This window comes from Curtobacterium poinsettiae (genome assembly GCF_025677645.1).
Lineage (GTDB): Bacteria > Actinomycetota > Actinomycetes > Actinomycetales > Microbacteriaceae > Curtobacterium > Curtobacterium poinsettiae_A.
Genome location: NZ_CP106879.1, coordinates 1,402,299 through 1,420,065, shown reverse-complemented (window position 1 = coordinate 1,420,065; position 17,767 = coordinate 1,402,299). Strand labels below are relative to the sequence as shown.

Genomic DNA, 17,767 nt, shown 5'->3' with positions numbered 1-17,767 from the left:
CGCTCGGTCAGGTTCCGTCGCCGGGGCCGCTCGTCGAGGGGTCACAACATGCCGTCGGTCGTGCGCCGAGTGGTCACGAACTGTCGCCCGGGCGTCCGGCAACCGACAGTTCGTGACCACTCGGCGGACCTGAGCGGGGTGTCGTGACCACACCGCATCCGAGCCCGCACCCGCGGTTGCGCCGACCTCAACCGAGCGCGGGTACCCCGAGCTCACCCGTGACGTACTGGGCACGCCCGAAGCCGAACGACCAGTCCTGCGGCCCGTTCTCGACGTAGCCGATGAAGACGTCCTCGGACGCGACATCGACCGCCGCGAGGGCATCGTGGACCGCCCGGTACAGCGCGGCCTTCGCCTCGTCGGTCCGCCCGCGCTGCGTGAACACCTGGATGACGATGACGCCCTCGGTGCGCTCGAAGCCCAGGCCGGCGTCCTCGGCGATGATCTGCTGCGCCGGGTGCTCGGTGATCACCTGGAACCGGTCGCGCACCGGGATGCCGTACACGTCGACGATGGCCTGGTGGATGGCGTCGGCGATGCCACGGACGGCCTCCGGCGTGCGGCCGGTGGCGAGGTCGATACGGACGAGCGGCATGGTGCCTCCTGGTTGCTCAGACTTTGTCCTTACATACTAACAAGCAAGCAGGGCCAGGTGTCTAGAACCTCGGCGTGGGCGCCCCGTAGGTCAAGGGTCCGTCGACCAGGGCGACGTCGTGCCAGGCGCCGTCGACCAGCGAGGCCTCCGCCGCCTCCACGATCGACGCCGCGGCGAGGCCGTCGGCGACCGAGGGCGCGAGCTGCTGCCCGCTCCGGACGCTCGCGATGAACTGCGCCGCCTCGATCGTCTTCAGGTCGTCGTAGCCCATCGCGGTGCCGGCGCCCGGCTGGAAGCGACCGAATTCGCCGTCCCCGGGGGCGACGTAGTGGGTGGCGTACCCGTCGACCTCCTGGCCGTCCAGGTACACCTCGAGCTCGTTGAGACGCTGGAAGTCCCACCGGACCGAACCGCGGGTGCCGTAGATCTCGAGCGTGTACTCGGCGTGCGGCCCGCGCATCACCCGGCTCGAGTCCATCGTGCCGACCGCACCGTCCTCGAACCGGAACAGCAGCGCGGCGTAGTCCTCGTTCTCGACGGCACCGAGCTCGCCCATCGCCGCCGCACTGCGGTCGACGATGCCGGCACCCGGGCGGGGACGCGACTCGATGAACGTCTCGGCGAGCGCACTGACCGAGGCGATCCGGCCGACCACGTACTGCGCCAGGTCGAGTCCGTGCGACAGCAGGTCGCCGAGCACACCCGATCCGGCACGCTCGCGCTCGAAGCGCCAGGTCAGCGGGGCCGCCGGGTCGGACGAGTAGTCGGCGAGCAAGGACCCACGGACGTTCGTGATGCGTCCGAGTCGCCCGCTGCGGACGAGTTCACGGGCGCGCTCGATCGCCGGGGCGTGCCGGTAGTTGAAGCCGACGCTCGTGATGACGCCGGCCCGCTGCACCGCCCGGTGGATGGAGCGCGAGTCGCTGGCGTACCGGCCCATCGGCTTCTCGATCCAGAACGGCTTGCCCGCCTCGGCCGCGGCGACGGCCATCTCGCGGTGCAGGAAGTTGGGCGAACAGATCGACACGACGTCGACCGCCGGGTCGGCGAGGACCTCGTGGTAGTCGGCGACGGCCCGCGCGTACCCGAGCCGGGTCACCGCCTGGTCACGTGCCGCCTCGATCGGGTCCGCCGCGACGACGAGCCGCGGGTGGACGCCGAGCTCCGGGAAGTGATCAGGCAACGCTCGGTAGGCACGCGAGTGCAACCGCCCCATCCAGCCGACCGAGATCAGCCCGACGCCGATGCTGTCCATGGAGAACTCCTTCGTTCAGGTGACGCGCGTTGGAGCGCGACAATGAGCCTAGCCCACGCGGCGGACTTTGTCAGCACATGACGCAACCGTCTGGAGGCCCGGTGCCGGTCTCGGGGACCGGCACCGGGCCTCCAGGCTGATGCGGTAGCGCGCGGGGCGCGACCCGTCGTTGCGACCGCGGATCGCACCGCGCAGCAGATCGCGTCTCAGACCGCGGGGACGAGGATGTCGCGGACCAGGGCGTCGAGCTTGGCGTCGGCGTCCAGGAACTGCCGGAGCGTCGTCACGGTCGCACCGAAGCGATCGAACTCGTCGATCGTCATGCCGTCCACGTCGTAGCCGCGGGCGAACTCCGGCGTCGCGGCCCGGAGCGCCTCGATGACGTGCGCGGGGACCTCGTCGTCGATGGCGTGCGGACGGAACGGGAACGCGTTGTCGTTGATGTCCTTCGTCCACTGGAACGGCGGCGACACCACCAGGTCACCGCCCTGGAACTCGGACCACTGCAGTGCGTTGCGGAACGCGGCGACCAGGACGCGCGAGCGGAACCCACGCTCCTGGAAGACGCGGTAGGCGTTCTTCACCGCGGCGACGCCGGCCCACTCGAGGATGCCCGGGTCCACCATCACGTGGTCGCGCTTGACGACGGCCTTCAGCCAGTCGTCGAAGCGGCCGGCCATCAGGGTGACGACGTGGCCGAACTCCTGCTCCGGCAGGCCCTCGGCAGCACGGCGGTCGAGTGCCCGCTCGATGGCCTCGCCCACGGCGACGACCTGCGGCACGGTGAACGACACCGTGGCGTTGATCGAGACCCCGCGGTAGGCGGCTTCCTCGATCGCGGCGATGCCGACCTTGGTGGCGGGGATCTTCACGATGATGTTCGGCGCGAGCTGCGAGAACCGGACGGCCTGCTCGACGAGCGCGTCGGCGTCGCGGTGGAACCGGGGGTCGGTCTGCATGGACAGTCGACCGTTCCGGCCGCCGGACGCCTGGAACGCGGGCAGCAGCTGCGCCGCGGCGGCGATGGAGAGCTCCTCGACGGCCTTCCAGCCGATCCAGGATTCCCCCGCCGTCGGGTACTCCTCGGCGATCTCGCGGATGCGCGGGACCCAGGTGTCCGGGTCCTGCTGGATGCAGGTGTACGCGATCACCGGGTTGCAGGTCGCACCGACGGCGCCGTACTCGTGGATGGCGGTCGACAGTTCGCGCGGGTCGGCGGAGTCGTTCCACAGGGCGGTCGGGGTCTGCTCCGCGGCCTGCAGGGTGACGGGACGGGAGTCGGCGGCGGTGGACGCCTGCGTCTCGAGGGTGGTGGTCATCGTTGGAGTCCCTTCGTGATCGTGTCGAGCTGGAACCGCGACACCGCGTCGGCGTTCTCGTCCTCGGCGAAGACGCTCGAGACCGCGACGGTGTCCTCGCGCGCCGAGAAACCGACCCGGTCGAGTGCCGCCCAGAAGGCGTCGAAGTCGACGTCCGCCTGGCCGACCGGCAGGTGCTGGTGCACGCGGACCGGGTTGCCGGGCGGATTCGTGATGTACCGCAGGCCGTGCGAGCGACGGTGGTCGTACGCGTCGGCGACGTGGACCAGCTGCAGCGAGTCACCGGCGGCGTCGATGATCTCGTCCATGTTGCCGCCGTAGTGGAACGTGTGGCAGGCGACGTAGACGAAGCCGACGTGCTTCGAGTTCAGGCCGCGGATCACCCGGAGCGCCTCGAGCCCGTCCTCGACGAAGTCGTCGGGGTGGGGGTCGATGAGCACACGGATGCCGGCGTCCTCGATGATCGGCAGCAGTTCCTCCATCGACCGGTAGAACTGGTCCTCGGACTCCTCAGCACGCTCGGGGCGGCCGGAGAACTCCGTGTTGATGGTGTCCACACCGAGGCGCTTCGTGATCTCGATGACCCGCTTCCACTTGCGCACCGCAGCCTGTCGGGCGTCCTCGTCCGGGCCCGACCAGCGCAGCACCGGCAGCACGCTCGCCACCTGGACCCCGGCGTCACGGCAGGCCGCGGCGAACGCGTCGACCAGGTCGTCGTCGGCCTTGGGGTGCCGGTAGAAAGGGATGAAGTCCTGGTGCGGGGTGAGCTGCAGGTACTCGTAGCCGAGCTCCGCCACCTTGCGCGGGAACTCGAGCAGCGACAGGTCGTGGTGGAACGGGGTCGGGTCGAGCGCGATCTTCGGCATCGATCAGGCCCCGGCGAGCGCGGCGGTCTCGTCGCTCGTCGCGTCGCTCGTCTCGTCGTAGAACGACGGCTTCGTGACCGCGTACTCGACCACTTCGTGCGCGCCGGACTGCTGGGCGCGGACCGCGACCTCGGCGACGACGGAGGCCGTGTAGCCGTCCCAGGCACTCGGCCCGTCGATGCCGCCGGTCCGGGCAGCGTCGACCCAGCGCTGGACCTCTTCGTCGTAAGCGGCGGCGAAACGCTCCTTGAAGGACGGCGTGACGCCCTGCGAGGTCGCTCCGGCTGCGACGAGCGAGAGCGAGGTGTCGCGGCCGATGGAGGCGACAGCGGACTCGAACACGGCGTCGGTGGTGACCTGGTAGCCGAACTGGGCGTTGACGTTGATCTCGACGATCGCCATGGTGCCCGACTCGGTGGTGAACAGGACGAACTGCGGCTCGGGCAGGTCGGCCGGCGCGAGGGAGTTCTTCCGCGGCTTCTTCACCTCGACGCTCGTGATCGCTTCGCCGGTCAGGAACGGGATGATGTCGATCTCGTGGATCACCGAGTCGTGGATGAGCATCGACTCGCTGAAGTTGGGCGGTGTCGTCGGGTTGCGGTGCGCGTGGTGCAGGGCGAGCAGGGCGCCGTTCGCCCCCGACTCGCGCAGCGCCTTGAGCTCCTGGTACCCGGAGTCGAACCGGCGCATGAAGCCGACCTGGATCACGGGTCGGGCGGCGTGCTGCTGCTCCAGCTCCACGATGCGCAGGGAGTCCTCAGCGCTGGTCGTCAGCGGCTTCTCGCACAGGACGGTGAGCCCGCGCTCGAGCGCGGTCACCAGGATCGGCTCGTGCAGGAAGCCCGGCGTCGCGATGATGACGGCGTCGATCTCGGTCTGCTCGAGTGCCTCATCGAAGGACGCGGCGGTGATCGCGCCGGGGGCCAGGGCGGCTGCCGCGGCGGCACGAGTCTGATCGGGCTCGACGACGGCGACGACGTCGGCGTTCGAGATCTTGGCGGTGATGCGGCGGACGTGGTCGGCGCCCATCATGCCGGCGCCGACGACGGCGACGCGGAGGTTCTGCGTGGTGGTCATGGTGGTGTTCTCCTGGGGTTCGTTGACGCTGCGTGGACGGCGCGTCAGGAGGCGCGGGCGGCCGAGGTCGAGCCGAAGATGTGCTGGAAGGTGCGCTCGGCGATCGGGCCGGGGGCGTCGACGGAGCAGCCGTACATGTCCTGCTCGACGATGCCGAAGACGTCCGGGTTGATCGCGGCAACGGCCTCGATGATCGGGGCGAGCTCCGGGGTGCCGTGCGGCGGCTCGGTCATGATGCCCTGCGACACGGCGGTCGCGAACGGCACGTCGTTCTTGAGCACGTCGAACAGCAGGTCGGTGTCGACCTGCTTGAGGTGCAGGTAGCCGATGCGCTCCGGGTGGGCGGCGATGAGCTTGAGGTTGTCGCCGCCGTAGTAGGCGAAGTGGCCGGTGTCGAGACAGAGGTTCGTGTACTCGGGGTTCGTGACCTCGAGGAACCGCACGGTCTCCTTGTAGGTGCCGACATGGCTGTCCGCGTGGGTGTGGAACTGCTGGTGGACGCCGTACTCCTCGAGCAGCGCCTTGCCGAGCTGGTCGTGGCCCTTGCCGAGTCGCTCCCACTGCTCGTCGGTGAGCGTGCGCGCCTCGAGCACCTCTTCGGTGGCGTCCGAGCGCCACAGGTCGGGGATCGTCACCAGGTGCTCGGCGCCGAGCTTCGCTGCCAGACCGGCGACCGCGACGGCCTGGTCCCACGCACGCTGGAACTGGTCCTCGCCCTTGTGGAAACCGGTGAAGACCGTGCCCGCAGACAGCTTGAGCCCGCGGGACTCGAGCTCGTCGGACAGCTGCGACGGGTCGGTCGGCAGGTACCCGTACGGGCCGAGCTCGATCCACTCGTACCCGGCGGCGGACGCCTCGTCGAGGAAGCGCTGCCACGGCACCTGCTTCGGGTCGTCCGGGAACCAGACGCCCCACGAGTCCGGGGCGGTGCCGATACGGATCGAGGCGGGCGCCGCGTCGGTGGCGGGGCTGCCGATGGGGGTGGCGGTGTCGGTCATGACGTCGCTGTCGCTTTCTGTCTCGTGAACGGTTCAGCCGAGCAGCGGACGCTGCGTGGCGACCTGCTGCTCGTACTCGGCGCGGGCGGCCTGGGTGCTGGGGAGGGTGGAGGTCTGCGCGACCGGCACGTCCCACCAGCCGTCGCCCTCGGGGGCGTAGACCAGCGGATCGGAGTTGATGTGCACCAGGGTGGTGTGGTCGTTCGCCTTCGCCTGACGCAGCGCGGCCTTCAGGTCCTCGATGCTGTCCGGACCGGGGTGCACCTCGATGACGTCGACGCCGTACGAGCGGGCGTTGGCGGCGAGGTCGACGGGCAGGGGCTCGCCGTTCTCGAACGACTCGGTCTCGTCGAGGTAGCGGTACTTCGTGCCGAAGCGCTCGGAGCCGACGGTCTCGGACAGGTGCCCGATCGACGCGTACCCGTGGTTCTGGATGAGCACGACGATGATCTTGATGCCCTCGGCCACGGCGGTGACAAGCTCGGTGTGCAGCATGAGGTAGCTGCCGTCACCGACCATCACGATCGCGTCGCGGTCCGGAGCTCCGCGTCGGACACCGATGCCGCCGGCGATCTCGTAGCCCATGCACGAGAACGCGTACTCGACGTGGTACCCGAGCTCGTCGCGGACCCGCCAGAGCTTGTGCAGGTCGCCGGGCAGCGAGCCCGCCGCCTGGATCACGACGTCGCGCGGGTCGGACACCGACTGCACGGCGCCGATGATCTCGGGCTGGCCGGGCAGGTCCGCGCCGGACGCCGCGAACGCGCCGTCGACGGCGGCGTCCCACGCCGCCTTCAGCGAGGCGATCTCGGACGCGTAGGCGGGCTCGACGACGTACGCCGTGTCCGACGTGAGCGACTCCGTCAGGGCGACCAGCGCCTCCCGGGCGTCCGCGATCAGCGGCAGCTGCGAACCGTGCTTGTAGGCGTCGAACGCGGCCACGTTGACGTTGACGAACGTGACGTCCGGGTTCTGGAACGCGGTGCGCGACGCCGTGGTGAAGTCGCTGTAGCGGGTGCCGATCCCGATGACGACGTCGGCCTGGGCGGCGATCGCGTTGGCGGCCGCGGTGCCGGTCGCACCGATCCCACCGAGGTACTGCGGGTGGTCCCAGACCAGGGACCCGCCACCGGCCTGCGACGTGCCGACCGGGATCCCGGTGGCCTCGACGAAGGCGCGGAGTTCGTCGGCGGCGTCGGAGTACAGCACCCCGCCGCCGGCCACGATGACCGGACGCTTGCCGGCACGGACCGCGGCCACCGCACGCTCGAGCGGACCGCGCTCGGGCAGCGGACGGCGGATGTGCCACTCGCGCGGCTGCAGGAACGCGACGGGCACGTCGAACTCCTCGGCCTGGACGTCCTCGGGTAGGGCGATCGTCACCGCACCGGTCTCGGCCGGGTCGGTCAGGACCCGCATCGCGGCGAGGGCGATCGAGAAGAGCTGCTCCGGACGCTCCACGCGGTCGAAGTAGCGCGACAGCGGCCGGAAGGCATCGGTGACCTGCAGCAACGTGTCGTGCGGCAGCTCGATCTGCTGGAGCACCGGGTCCGTGGTGCGCGTGGCGAAGGTGTCCGACGGCAGCAGCAGTGCCGGCAGCCGGTTCGTCGTGGCCAGCGCCGCGGCGGTCAGCATGTTGGCGGCACCCGGGCCCACCGATGCCGTCGACGCGTAGGTCGCACGGCGGCGGTGCATGCGGGCGAAGCCGACGGCCTCGTGCACCATGGCCTGCTCGTTGCGGGCCTGGTGGTACGGCAGCAGCCCGGGCTGCTCGACGTGGAGCTGCTTGATGGCCTGACCGACCCCGGCGACGTTGCCGTGCCCGAAGATGCCGAAGATCCCCGGGATGGTGCGTTCGCGGACGTCGCCGTCGACGGTCCACTGGTTGGCCAGGAACTCGACGAGTGCCTGGCCGACGGTCATCTTCCGCGTGGTGGTGGTCACGCCTGCTTCCTTTCGTAGGGCAGTCGTGGGTCGATCGATTCCGATGCCCACGCCTGCCGGACCCACCCGTGGGCCGGGTCGTCGGTGATGTTCCAGACGCGCTCCGGGTCCGGCCCGGCCATCACGTTGAGGTAGTACATGTCGTAGCCCGGAGCGGCGACCGCCGGGCCGTGCCAGCCGTACGGCACCAGGGCGATGTCACCGGTCCGGACCTGCCGGAACTCGTCGATGACACGGTCGTCCGAGGCGTACGTGCGGTGCAGGGCGAACGGGTCGGAGGCCTCGGGAGCGATCGACTCGAGCCCGCGGGACACCGCTGCCTCGTAGTAGTAGATCTCCTCGAGGTTGGACTCCGACCCGGGCACGTTCGTGTCGTGCTTGTGCGGCGGGTACGACGACCAGTTGCCAGCCGGCGTGATGACCTCGCACACGATGAACTTGACGGCGTCGAGCGCGGCCGGCGTGCCGAAGTTGTGCACCTGACGACTCGACTGCCCAGCGCCGCGGAGCTCCACCGGCACGTCCGGCCGGGCCACGTAGGTGGTCGGCTTGACGGTGTCGGTGGGGGCTTCCGCGACGGCGAACCGCCCGCTGCCGGTGATGGTGGCCGCGGACCCCGAGCCCAGGTACAGGACGTCGGTCGGGCCGTCGAAGACGCTCCCCCGCCCCTGCAGGGCCTGCTCGCCGTCGCCGGCATCGCCCGAGTGGGCCACGTGGAACGACCCGGCGAGCGGCACGACGATGCGCTCCACGGCGTCGGCCGGGAGGCGCAACTCGCCTCCGTCGGTCAGCGCGCCGGTCCGGAGCCCGGTGTGCGCCCACCCCTCGATGCGACCGTCGACCACGTCGGTCCAGCCTGCCTCGGGCCGGGAGCCCGCCGGGATGAACCACTGGTCGTGGTCGTGCTGGTGCTGTTCGTTCGCCATGCTGCGGGTCAGTTGTTCGACGGGAAGCCGAGGTTGATGCCGCCGTGCGACGGGTCGAGCCACCGGCTCGTGATCGCCTTCTGACGGGTGAAGAAGCTCACGCCGTCGGCACCGTAGGCCTTGTGGTCACCGAACAGCGAGTTCTTCCAGCCGCCGAACGAGTAGTAGGCGACCGGCACCGGGATCGGGACGTTGATGCCGATCATGCCGACCTGCACGTCGCGCTGGAACCGCCGGGCGGCGCCACCGTCGTTCGTGAAGATGGCCGTGCCGTTGCCGTACGCGCCGGAGTTGATGAGCTCGAGGCCCTCTTGGTAGGTGGCGACCCGCACGACGCTCAGCACCGGACCGAAGATCTCCTCGGTGTAGACGCGGCTCGTGGTGGGCACCTGGTCGATCAGCGTCGGGCCCAACCAGAAGCCGTTCTCGTCGCCGTCGGGTCGGACGGTGCGGCCGTCCACCACAACCACCGCACCGTCCTGCTCTGCGACCTCGATGTACGAGGCGACCTTGTCACGGTGCTGCTTCGTGACGAGCGGCCCCATGTCGCACCCGCGACGACCGTCGCCGATGCGCAGGGTCGCCGCGCGGTCCTTGATCTTCTGGATGAGCTCGTCCGCCACCGGCTCGACGGCAACGACGACCGAGATCGCCATGCAGCGTTCGCCGGCCGAACCGAAGCCGGCGTTGATCGCGTTGTCGGCGACCAGGTCGAGGTCGGCGTCCGGCAGGACGAGCATGTGGTTCTTCGCGCCGCCGAGGGCCTGCACGCGCTTGCCGTGCTTCGTGCCGGTCTCGTAGACGTACTGCGCGATGGGCGTGGAGCCGACGAACGAGATCGACTCGACGTCGTCGTTGGTGAGCAGGCCGTCGACGGACAGCTTGTCGCCGTTGAGCACGTTGAAGACGCCGTCGGGCAGCCCGGCCTCCTTGAACTTCTCGGCGAGCCAGATGGCGGCCGACGGGTCCTTCTCGCTCGGCTTCAGCACGACGGTGTTGCCCGCGGCGATCGCGATCGGCAGGAACCAGAGCGGCACCATCGCCGGGAAGTTGAACGGGCTGATGATGCCCACGACGCCGAGCGGCTGGCGGATCGAGTAGACGTCGATGCCGGTCGAGACCTGGTCGGAGAACTCGCCCTTCATCAGGCTCGGGATGTTGGTGGCGAGCTCCACGACCTCTTGCCCACGGGCGATCTCACCCAGGGCGTCGTCGATGACCTTGCCGTGCTCGCTCGTGATGATCTCGGCCAGCTCGGCCTTGTCGCGGTTCAGGATCTCGCGGAACGAGAACAGGATCGCCTGACGCTTGGCCAGTGACAGGTTGCTCCAACCGGGGAACGCCGCCTTGGCGCTGCCGATGGCCGCCTGGATCTCGGACTCGTCGGCCAGGGCGACCTGCTTCGTCGCGACGCCGAGCGCCGGGTCGTACACGGGGGCGGTGTTGCCCGACGCGGATTCGACGCGCCTGCCGTCGATCCAGTGCCCGACCGTGGTGGTGGTCGTGTCGGTGAGCGTCATGCGTTGCTTCCTTCCGAGATGGACGAGTCCATGGTGGTGGCGCCCGCGAGCCGAGCGGCTGGGTCGTGGGCATCTGTGGAGAACCCGCCCCGGGCCTCCTGGCTGTGGACGAGACCGGCGGCCACGTCCACGGCGGCGGCAACGTCGCCGTCCGAGGGGTAGAGCAGGGTGCGTCCGACGACCAGGCCGCGGACGCCGGGCAGTGCCAGGGCGTCAGCCCACTTGGCGTACGTCTCCAGCGGGCGCGAAGCCGGGTCGCCGCCGAGCAGCAGCGTCGGCAGCGTCGTCGCCGCCATCACGCGCTCCATGTCGTCGACGACGGGGATCTTGAGCCAGCTGTAGGCGCTGGACTCGCCGAGGCCCGCAGCGATCGCCATCGAGGTGATCACGGCATCTGCCGACAGGTCGTTGACGACCCGGCCGTCCCGCCACTCCGACATGAACGGCTCGAGCATGATCGGCAGCTGGAGTGCCGCGGCCTCGCTGACGGCGCGGGCCGTGGCCTCGAGCGTCGGCGCGGTGCCCGAGTCCTCCAGGGCGATGCGCACCAGCAGCTTGGCGAAGTCGAGCCCGGAGTCCTTGATGGCCTGCGCCGAGTACGCCGTGTACCGGTCGTCCATCTCGAAGGTCGCGCCGCGCAGTCCGCCGCGGTTCATCGACCCGACGACGACCTTGCCGTCGAGGGCGCCGAGCAGTGCGAGGTCCTCGAGGATGTCGGGGGTGCCGAGCACGCCGTCGACCCCCGGCCGGCCGAGGGCCGTGACGAGCCGCTCGAGCAGGTCGTAGCGGTCCGCCATCGCGGACTCGTCGTCGCGCACCGCAAGTGCACCGCGTGCGGGGTGGTCGGCGGCGACGATGAAGAGCTTGCCGTCGTCGGCGAGCAGGGAGCGTTTGTGGCGGGCGTCGAGCGTGGCACGCACCAGGTCGGGCTGGCCGGCACGGATGTCGCGGAGGCGCTGGAAGTCAGCGGGGCTGAGCTCAGGCATGGGTCTTCTCCTCGGTGTTCGTCTCACCCGTGTTCGTTTCACCCGTGTGCGCCTCACCCGTGTGCGTCGTGCCCTCGGCCGGGTTGTCGGTCAGGAACTGTTCGATCTCGTCGCTCGTCGGCATCGCCGTCGAGCACTCGAACCGCGTCGCGACGATCGCGCCGGCGGCGTTGCAGAACGCCAGGATCCGCGCGAGGCTCCAGCCCTGCAGCAGTCCGTGGGTCAGTGCACCGCCGAAACCGTCGCCCGAGCCGAGCCCGTTCACGACGTCGATGTGGTGCGGACGGAACTCGACGAACTCGTCCCGGGTCTTCGCCAGCACGCCCTTCGGCCCCTGCTTGACGATCGCGATCTCGACCCCGCGGTCGAGCAGGGCGTCAGCGGCGCGGACCGGGTCGGTCTCCCCCACCGCCACCTCGCACTCCTCGCGGTTGCCGACGGCGACGGTGGCGTGCTCGAGGGCGATCGCGACCTCGCGCGTCGCGGCCTCGGGGCTCGACCAGAACATCGACCGGTAGTCCAGGTCCAGCACGGTGTGGGTCTTCGTGCTGTTCTGCACGGCGGACCGGGCTTCGTACGCCACGTGGTGCGCCTGTCGGCTCGGCTCCTCGCTGAGGCCGGTCACCGTGGTCCAGAAGATCTTCGCGCGCTCGATCTCGTGCAGCGGCAGGGACTTCGCCGTGATCATCAGGTCCGGCGCCTTCGGGGCCCGGTAGAAGTAGAGCGGGAAGTCGTCCGGCGGGAAGATCTCGCAGAAGGCGACGGGGGTGTTCAGCCCCTCGACCGTCTCGACGAAGGCGTTCGCGACGCCGTACTCGGGCAGCGTGCGGGCGATGTACCGGCCGAAGGGGTCGTTGCCCGTCCGGGTGATGACCGCGGCGTCCGCTCCGTGGCGAGCAGCGGCGATGGCGACGTTCGTGGCGCTGCCGCCGACGGACTTCGAGAAGGTCGAGACGTCCTCGAGCGGGCCGGTCTGCTGCGGGTAGATGTCGACGCTGACGCGTCCCATCGTGATCACGTCGTAGGCGTGGGGGGCTTGGTTCGTCATGCGACGCGGTGGACCTTCCGTGCGGCTTCATCGGCGGACGATCACGACTGTACACCCTGTTTGCCCTAATGTCATGACATGGATTCCGAGGTCCGTCACGCGCGTCGCGTGGCGCCGGTCACGCCGGTCCTGCGGGGCGCGCCGGTGGGCCGGGAGGCGCGGTGTCGGTGGGTTCTGCCAGGGTCGCGACATGCAGATCCTCGCCCTGGTCATCGGTCTCGTGATCGGCATCGCCGTCGGTGCGGTCGTCGCCTGGTCGCTCGCCCGCTCGCGCGCGGGCGTCGACGCCGCGTCGGCCCGCGCGACGGCCGAGGCCCTGCGCGGTCAGCTCGAGGCGGTGCGGCGTGACGCCGAGGAACGCCTCGACGCCCAGGACACGCAGTACCGCCGCCAGGTCGACTCGCTCGAACGGCGCTCCGCCGAACTCGAGCACCTGGTGCAGCGCATGCACGGCGTCGACGCAGCGCGCAACCAGAACGAGTCCAAGGTGCTCTCGGCGCTCAGCCCCGTGGCGCAGACGCTCGACGTGATGCGCACGAAGATCGCCGAGCTCGAGCAGTCCCGGAGCGAGCAGTACGGCGCGCTGTCGGCACAGCTCCGGTCGGCCGCCGAGTCGGAAGAGCGCCTGCGCGCCACCGCCGACACCCTGGCCAGCGCCCTGTCGTCGAACAGCACGCGCGGCGTCTGGGGCGAGACGCAGCTGCGCAACGTGGTCGAGGCCGCCGGGCTGCTCGAACGGGTGGACTTCGACGTGCAGTCCTCCGTCACCACCGCCGTCGGCTCCGCCCGCCCGGACATGGTCGTGCACCTCCCCGGCGGCAAGACCATCGCCGTCGATGCCAAGGTGCCGTTCAGCGCCTACCTGCAAGCAGCCGAGATCCCGGCGACCGCCACCGGTGCCGAGGCAGCACGACGCGACCAGCTCATCGCCCAGCACGTCAAGGCGCTCCGCGCGCACGTCGACGCCCTCGCCGCACGGGAGTACTGGACCGGCTACGACGCCTCCCCCGAGCTCACCGTCGCCTTCATCCCGTCCGAGTCGCTCATCTCGAGCGCCCTCGCCGCCGACCCCGGCCTGCTCGACCACGCCTTCCGCAAGCGCATCGCACTCGCCTCACCCGTGACCCTGTGGTCCGTGCTGAAGACCGTGGCGTTCTCGTGGCAGCAGGACGTCGTGTCGCAAGAGGCGCACGAGCTCTTCAAGGTCTCCCGCGAGCTCTACGGCCGGCTGTCCACGATGGCGGGGCACGTCGACAAGCTCGGCCGCTCGATCCGGGGCTCCGTCGTCGACTACAACCGCTTCGTCGGGTCGCTCGAACGCCAGGTCCTGCCGAGTGCCCGTCGGTTGTCGCTGCTCGACGAGTCGAAGGTGATCGCGGACCCGGCGTCGATCGAGGACGAGCCGCGGCTGCTCACGGCCCCGGAGCTCGTCGGCGCCGTCGACGAGGACTGACGGCGGAGCGCAGCGCAGCGCGACGTCCGGCGCAGCGGCGCAGCGGCGCACCGCACCGCACCGCACGGCACAACGGAAACCCGTCCGAACCACGGGATCGCGTGGTTCGGACGGGTTGCAGTGGTGCAGCGCGGATCCGCGCCGATCAGGACCGCGTGCGGATCAGAACCACTTCTCCGCACGGTGGTCCGCCTGGATGCGGCGGATCGTGTTCGAGCGCGAGCGGAGCACGAGCGAGTCGGTGTGGATGACGCCGCGCGAACGACGCACGCCGTCGACCAGGACGCCGTCGGTGACGCCGGTGGCGACGAAGAACGTGTTGTCACCCGTCACCAGGTCGTCCTGGTCGAGGACCTTGTCCAGGTCGTGGCCGGCGGCGATGGCGCGCTCGCGCTCCTCGTCGTCCTTCGGCTGGAGCTTGCCGAGGATCACGCCGCCGAGCGCCTTGATCGCGCACGCCGTGATGATGCCCTCGGGGGTGCCGCCGACACCGACGCACATGTCGATGGTCGAGCCGGGCAGGGCGGCGGCGATGCCACCGGCGACGTCACCGTCGAGCAGCAGTCGCGTGCCGGCACCGGTCGCGCGGATGGCGCGGATCAGCTCGTCGTGGCGCGGACGGTCGAGCACGGCGACGACCATGTCCTCGAGGTCCTTGCCCTTGGCCTTCGCCAGCGCGCGGATGTTGTCACCGATCGGCTTCTCGAGGTCCAGGACACCGCGACCCTCGGGGCCGGCGGCGATCTTGTCCATGTAGAAGACGGCGGAGGGGTCGTACATCGAACCGCGGTCCGAGACGGCCATGACGGAGATGGCGTTCTGGCGGCCGGCGGCGGTGAGCGAGGTGCCGTCGATCGGGTCGACCGCGATGTCGCAAGCCGGGCCGTGCCCGTTGCCGACGTGCTCGCCGTTGTAGAGCATCGGGGCGTTGTCCTTCTCGCCCTCGCCGATGACGACGACGCCGTCGAAGTTCACCGTGCCGAGGAACTTGCGCATCGCGTCGACCGCAGCACCGTCGGCGAGGTTCTTCTCACCACGCCCGACCCACGGCTGCGCACGGATCGCGGCGGCCTCCGTCGCACGCACGAGCTCGAGCGCGAGGTTGCGGTCGGGCTGGAGGAACAGGGAGCCGGTTTCCGTAGTGGGAGTCACGACCCGAGCCTACCGACCGGCGGCCGACCCGCGGTCCGGACACCGGGCCCGTGCACGCATGTGCACGCCGGACGTGAGCCGACCGCGTAACCCGGACCGCACCTCCCCGACCGGCACGGCCGGTGCGCCGCTGGCGCGTCGCACCGGAACCGGCGGTCGGGGCCCAGAGCTTCTGACTACGATCGGCGGGGACATCACCGAAGTCGAAGGAGATCCACGTGCCCATCGCAACGCCGGAACAGTACGCCGAGATGATCGAACGCGCGAAGGCGGGCAAGTTCGCGTACCCCGCGGTCAACGTCTCCTCCTCGCAGACCATCAACGCGGTCCTCCAGGGCCTGCAGGAAGCCGGTTCCGACGGCATCCTCCAGGTCACGACGGGCGGTGCCGACTACTTCGCCGGCCACACCATCAAGAACCGCGCAGCGGGTGCCCTGGCGATGGCGAAGTTCGCCCACGAGGTCGCCAAGAACTACGACATCACGGTCGCGCTGCACACCGACCACTGCCCGAAGGACGCCCTCGACGGCTTCGTCCTGCCGCTCATCGCGGCGAGCGAGGAAGAGGTCCGGCAGGGTCGCAACCCGATCTTCCAGTCGCACATGTGGGACGGTTCAGCCGTGCCGCTCGACGAGAACATCGAGATCGCAAAGACCATGATCGAGAAGACGCGGAACATCAACGCGATCCTCGAGGTCGAGATCGGCGTCGTCGGCGGCGAAGAGGACGGCGTCCAGCACGAGGGCACGAACGACGCGCTCTACACCACCCCGAACGACGTCGAGAAGGTCGTCGACGCACTCGGCCTGGGTGACAAGGGCCGCTGGATCGCGGCGCTCACCTTCGGCAACGTGCACGGCGTCTACAAGCCGGGCAACGTCAAGCTCCGCCCCGAGCTCCTCGGCGAGATCCAGGCGTCGGTCGCGGCGAAGCACGGCACCGGCGAGAACCCCCTCGACCTCGTCTTCCACGGCGGCTCCGGCTCGACCGACGACGAGATCCACGAGGCCGTCCGCAACGGCGTCATCAAGATGAACATCGACACGGACACGCAGTACGCGTTCACCCGCTCGATCGCCGACTCGATGTTCCGGAACTACGAGGGCGTCCTGAAGATCGACGGCGAGGTCGGCAACAAGAAGCAGTACGACCCCCGTGCCTGGGGCAAGGTCGCCGAGACCGCCATGGCGGCTCGCGTCGGCGAGGCCGCGAAGGTCCTCGGCTCCGCTGGTCACACCCAGGGCTGAGCAGATCCGTCGGGTCGGGTCCACCGGCCTGGAGGAACGGGGTGCGTCCGACGGACGCGCCCCGTTCTGCGTCGGGTCGTCTCCACCGCGTGCCACGATGGACGGGTGACCGTCGACGCCATCGCCTCCGAGTTCGCCCAGTTCGTCACCGAGTCGCCCACCGCGTTCCACGCGGCGGCGGCGACCCGTGACCGTCTCGTCGCTGCCGGGTTCACCGAGCTGTCCGAACTCGACGCCTGGCCGACCGAGTCCGGTGCGTACGTGGTGGTCCGCGACGGCGCCGTCATCGCGTGGCGCCTGCCCGACGGTGCCGGCCCGACGACGCCGTTCCGGATCCTCGGCGCCCACACCGACTCCCCCGGCTTCCGCGTGAAGCCGAACCCCGGCGTCCGCACGGGCGGCTGGGAGCAGCTGAACGTCGAGGTCTACGGCGGCGCGCTCCTGTCGACCTGGTTCGACCGCGACCTGCGGATCGCCGGCCGGGTCGTCGACGCCGACGGCAGCGTGCGGCTCGTCAGCACGGACGCCGTCGCCCGCATCCCGAACCTCGCGATCCACCTCGACCGCGGGGTCAACGACGGCAAGGAGATCGACCGCCAGCGCCACACCCTGCCGATCGTCGGGGTCGATGGCGACGCCGGTGGGACCGCTGTCGTGGAGTGGCTGCTCGCCCGGCTCGGCGATGGTGCCGTGTCGTGGGACCTGTTCCTCGCCGACACCCAGGTGCCGGCCCGGATCGGCATCGAGCGCGAGTTCCTGGCGTCCGGCCGGATGGACAACCTGACGAGCGTGCACGCCGGACTCCGGGGCATCGTCGACGCGCCGACCGACGGTGACCACATCCCGGTGTTCGCGGCGTTCGACCACGAGGAGATCGGGTCGTCGACGCCGTCCGGTGCCGGTGGTCCGTTCCTCGAGGACGTCCTCGGCCGTGTGCAGGAGGGCCTCGGCGCCACCCGCTCCGAAGCGGCCCGGGCCTTCCGTGCGTCGTGGCTGCTGTCGAGCGACGCCGGGCACCTGGTGCACCCGAACCAGCCGGAGAAGCACGACCCGACGAACCGACCGCGCCCGGGAGCCGGACCGCTGCTGAAGATCAGCGCGAACCAGCGCTACATGACCGAGGCGAAGGGCGAGGCCGTCTGGGCAGCCGCGTGCGAGACCGCCGGTGTGTCGTGGCAGCCGTTCGTCAACGTGAACACGATCCCCGGCGGCTCGACCATCGGCCCGATCGCGGCGACCCGGCTCGGGATCCCGACGATCGACATCGGCGTCGGACTGCTGTCGATGCACTCGATCCGGGAGCTCGTGCACGTCGACGACCTGGCTGCCTTGCACGGAGCGGTCGCCGCCTTCCTGGCCGGCTGACCTCCGGCCGGCGTCG

At 70.2% G+C, this 17,767-nt stretch carries 15 protein-coding genes; 3 read left to right on the top strand and 12 right to left on the bottom strand.

From position 1 onward, the window contains the following. Window positions 1–187: 187 nt before the first annotated feature. From OE229_RS06980 to iolC, 11 genes are all read right to left on the bottom strand, one after another. Complete coding sequence (locus OE229_RS06980) at window positions 188–595, bottom strand: tautomerase family protein (RefSeq protein ID WP_262137148.1); 408 nt, start codon at window positions 593–595, stop codon at window positions 188–190. A 61-nt stretch (window positions 596–656) separates the two neighbouring features. After that, a complete protein-coding gene (locus tag OE229_RS06975) occupies window positions 657–1,850 on the bottom strand; it encodes a Gfo/Idh/MocA family protein (protein WP_262137147.1) in 1,194 nt (397 codons plus the stop codon). 206 nt (window positions 1,851–2,056) lie between these two features. Then, window positions 2,057–3,169, bottom strand: a complete 1,113-nt coding sequence (locus OE229_RS06970; protein WP_262137145.1) for a transaldolase family protein — start codon at window positions 3,167–3,169, stop codon at window positions 2,057–2,059. Then, complete coding sequence (locus OE229_RS06965) at window positions 3,166–4,035, bottom strand: sugar phosphate isomerase/epimerase family protein (protein ID WP_209133628.1); 870 nt, start codon at window positions 4,033–4,035, stop codon at window positions 3,166–3,168. Before OE229_RS06965 ends, OE229_RS06970 begins: the two co-directional genes overlap by 4 nt. 3 nt (window positions 4,036–4,038) lie before the next feature. Next, complete coding sequence (locus OE229_RS06960) at window positions 4,039–5,112, bottom strand: Gfo/Idh/MocA family protein (RefSeq protein WP_182065191.1); 1,074 nt, start codon at window positions 5,110–5,112, stop codon at window positions 4,039–4,041. A gap of 44 nt (window positions 5,113–5,156) precedes the next feature. Further along, the gene (locus tag OE229_RS06955; protein ID WP_017887103.1) at window positions 5,157–6,110 is read right to left on the bottom strand and encodes a sugar phosphate isomerase/epimerase family protein; all 954 of its coding nucleotides are present in this window, start codon (window positions 6,108–6,110) and stop codon (window positions 5,157–5,159) included. A gap of 33 nt (window positions 6,111–6,143) precedes the next feature. Further along, window positions 6,144–8,033: a 3D-(3,5/4)-trihydroxycyclohexane-1,2-dione acylhydrolase (decyclizing) gene (iolD, locus tag OE229_RS06950; RefSeq protein WP_262140102.1), complete on the bottom strand. Its 1,890-nt coding sequence runs from the start codon at window positions 8,031–8,033 to the stop codon at window positions 6,144–6,146. 17 nt (window positions 8,034–8,050) lie between these two features. Next, the gene (iolB, locus tag OE229_RS06945) at window positions 8,051–8,980 is read right to left on the bottom strand and encodes a 5-deoxy-glucuronate isomerase (RefSeq protein WP_262137142.1); all 930 of its coding nucleotides are present in this window, start codon (window positions 8,978–8,980) and stop codon (window positions 8,051–8,053) included. A gap of 8 nt (window positions 8,981–8,988) precedes the next feature. Beyond that, window positions 8,989–10,500, bottom strand: a complete 1,512-nt coding sequence (locus OE229_RS06940; protein ID WP_262137140.1) for a CoA-acylating methylmalonate-semialdehyde dehydrogenase — start codon at window positions 10,498–10,500, stop codon at window positions 8,989–8,991. Further along, a complete protein-coding gene (locus OE229_RS06935; RefSeq protein ID WP_182065188.1) occupies window positions 10,497–11,486 on the bottom strand; it encodes a class I fructose-bisphosphate aldolase in 990 nt (329 codons plus the stop codon). Before OE229_RS06935 ends, OE229_RS06940 begins: the two co-directional genes overlap by 4 nt. After that, window positions 11,479–12,534 carry a 5-dehydro-2-deoxygluconokinase gene (gene iolC, locus OE229_RS06930; protein WP_262137138.1) on the bottom strand — a complete coding sequence of 352 codons (1,056 nt, stop codon included), beginning with the start codon at window positions 12,532–12,534 and terminating at the stop codon, window positions 11,479–11,481. The genes OE229_RS06935 and iolC overlap by 8 nt, the downstream gene beginning before the upstream one ends. Before the next feature lie 190 nt (window positions 12,535–12,724). Here iolC and OE229_RS06925 point away from each other — a divergent pair, with 190 nt between their 5' ends. Further along, window positions 12,725–13,987 (top strand): DNA recombination protein RmuC, encoded by a 1,263-nt coding sequence (locus OE229_RS06925; RefSeq protein ID WP_262137136.1) that lies wholly within the window; start codon window positions 12,725–12,727, stop codon window positions 13,985–13,987. Window positions 13,988–14,149: 162 nt separating this feature from the next. On the opposite strand, the gene glpX is transcribed toward OE229_RS06925, so the two are convergent. Beyond that, window positions 14,150–15,139, bottom strand: a complete 990-nt coding sequence (gene glpX / locus OE229_RS06920) for a class II fructose-bisphosphatase (RefSeq protein ID WP_017886722.1) — start codon at window positions 15,137–15,139, stop codon at window positions 14,150–14,152. Window positions 15,140–15,357: 218 nt separating this feature from the next. Between glpX and fbaA the strand changes: the two genes are divergently transcribed. Together fbaA and OE229_RS06910 are read left to right on the top strand one after the other, a co-directional pair. Beyond that, window positions 15,358–16,386: a class II fructose-bisphosphate aldolase gene (fbaA, locus tag OE229_RS06915; protein WP_262137135.1), complete on the top strand. Its 1,029-nt coding sequence runs from the start codon at window positions 15,358–15,360 to the stop codon at window positions 16,384–16,386. 105 nt (window positions 16,387–16,491) lie between these two features. Next, window positions 16,492–17,751 (top strand): M18 family aminopeptidase, encoded by a 1,260-nt coding sequence (locus OE229_RS06910; RefSeq protein WP_182065184.1) that lies wholly within the window; start codon window positions 16,492–16,494, stop codon window positions 17,749–17,751. Window positions 17,752–17,767 lie beyond the last annotated feature (16 nt).

Bases quoted from the DNA above. Each gene is read 5' to 3' on its own strand.
- OE229_RS06980 (WP_262137148.1), bottom strand. From the start codon at position 595: ATGCCGCTCGTCCGTATCGACCTCGCCACCGGCCGCACGCCGGAGGCC.
- OE229_RS06975 (WP_262137147.1), bottom strand. From the start codon at position 1,850: ATGGACAGCATCGGCGTCGGGCTGATCTCGGTCGGCTGGATGGGGCGG.
- OE229_RS06970 (WP_262137145.1), bottom strand. From the start codon at position 3,169: ATGACCACCACCCTCGAGACGCAGGCGTCCACCGCCGCCGACTCCCGT.
- OE229_RS06965 (WP_209133628.1), bottom strand. From the start codon at position 4,035: ATGCCGAAGATCGCGCTCGACCCGACCCCGTTCCACCACGACCTGTCG.
- OE229_RS06960 (WP_182065191.1), bottom strand. From the start codon at position 5,112: ATGACCACCACGCAGAACCTCCGCGTCGCCGTCGTCGGCGCCGGCATG.
- OE229_RS06955 (WP_017887103.1), bottom strand. From the start codon at position 6,110: ATGACCGACACCGCCACCCCCATCGGCAGCCCCGCCACCGACGCGGCG.
- iolD (WP_262140102.1), bottom strand. From the start codon at position 8,033: ATGACCGTCGGCCAGGCACTCGTCGAGTTCCTGGCCAACCAGTGGACC.
- iolB (WP_262137142.1), bottom strand. From the start codon at position 8,980: ATGGCGAACGAACAGCACCAGCACGACCACGACCAGTGGTTCATCCCG.
- OE229_RS06940 (WP_262137140.1), bottom strand. From the start codon at position 10,500: ATGACGCTCACCGACACGACCACCACCACGGTCGGGCACTGGATCGAC.
- OE229_RS06935 (WP_182065188.1), bottom strand. From the start codon at position 11,486: ATGCCTGAGCTCAGCCCCGCTGACTTCCAGCGCCTCCGCGACATCCGT.
- iolC (WP_262137138.1), bottom strand. From the start codon at position 12,534: ATGACGAACCAAGCCCCCCACGCCTACGACGTGATCACGATGGGACGC.
- OE229_RS06925 (WP_262137136.1), top strand. From the start codon at position 12,725: ATGCAGATCCTCGCCCTGGTCATCGGTCTCGTGATCGGCATCGCCGTC.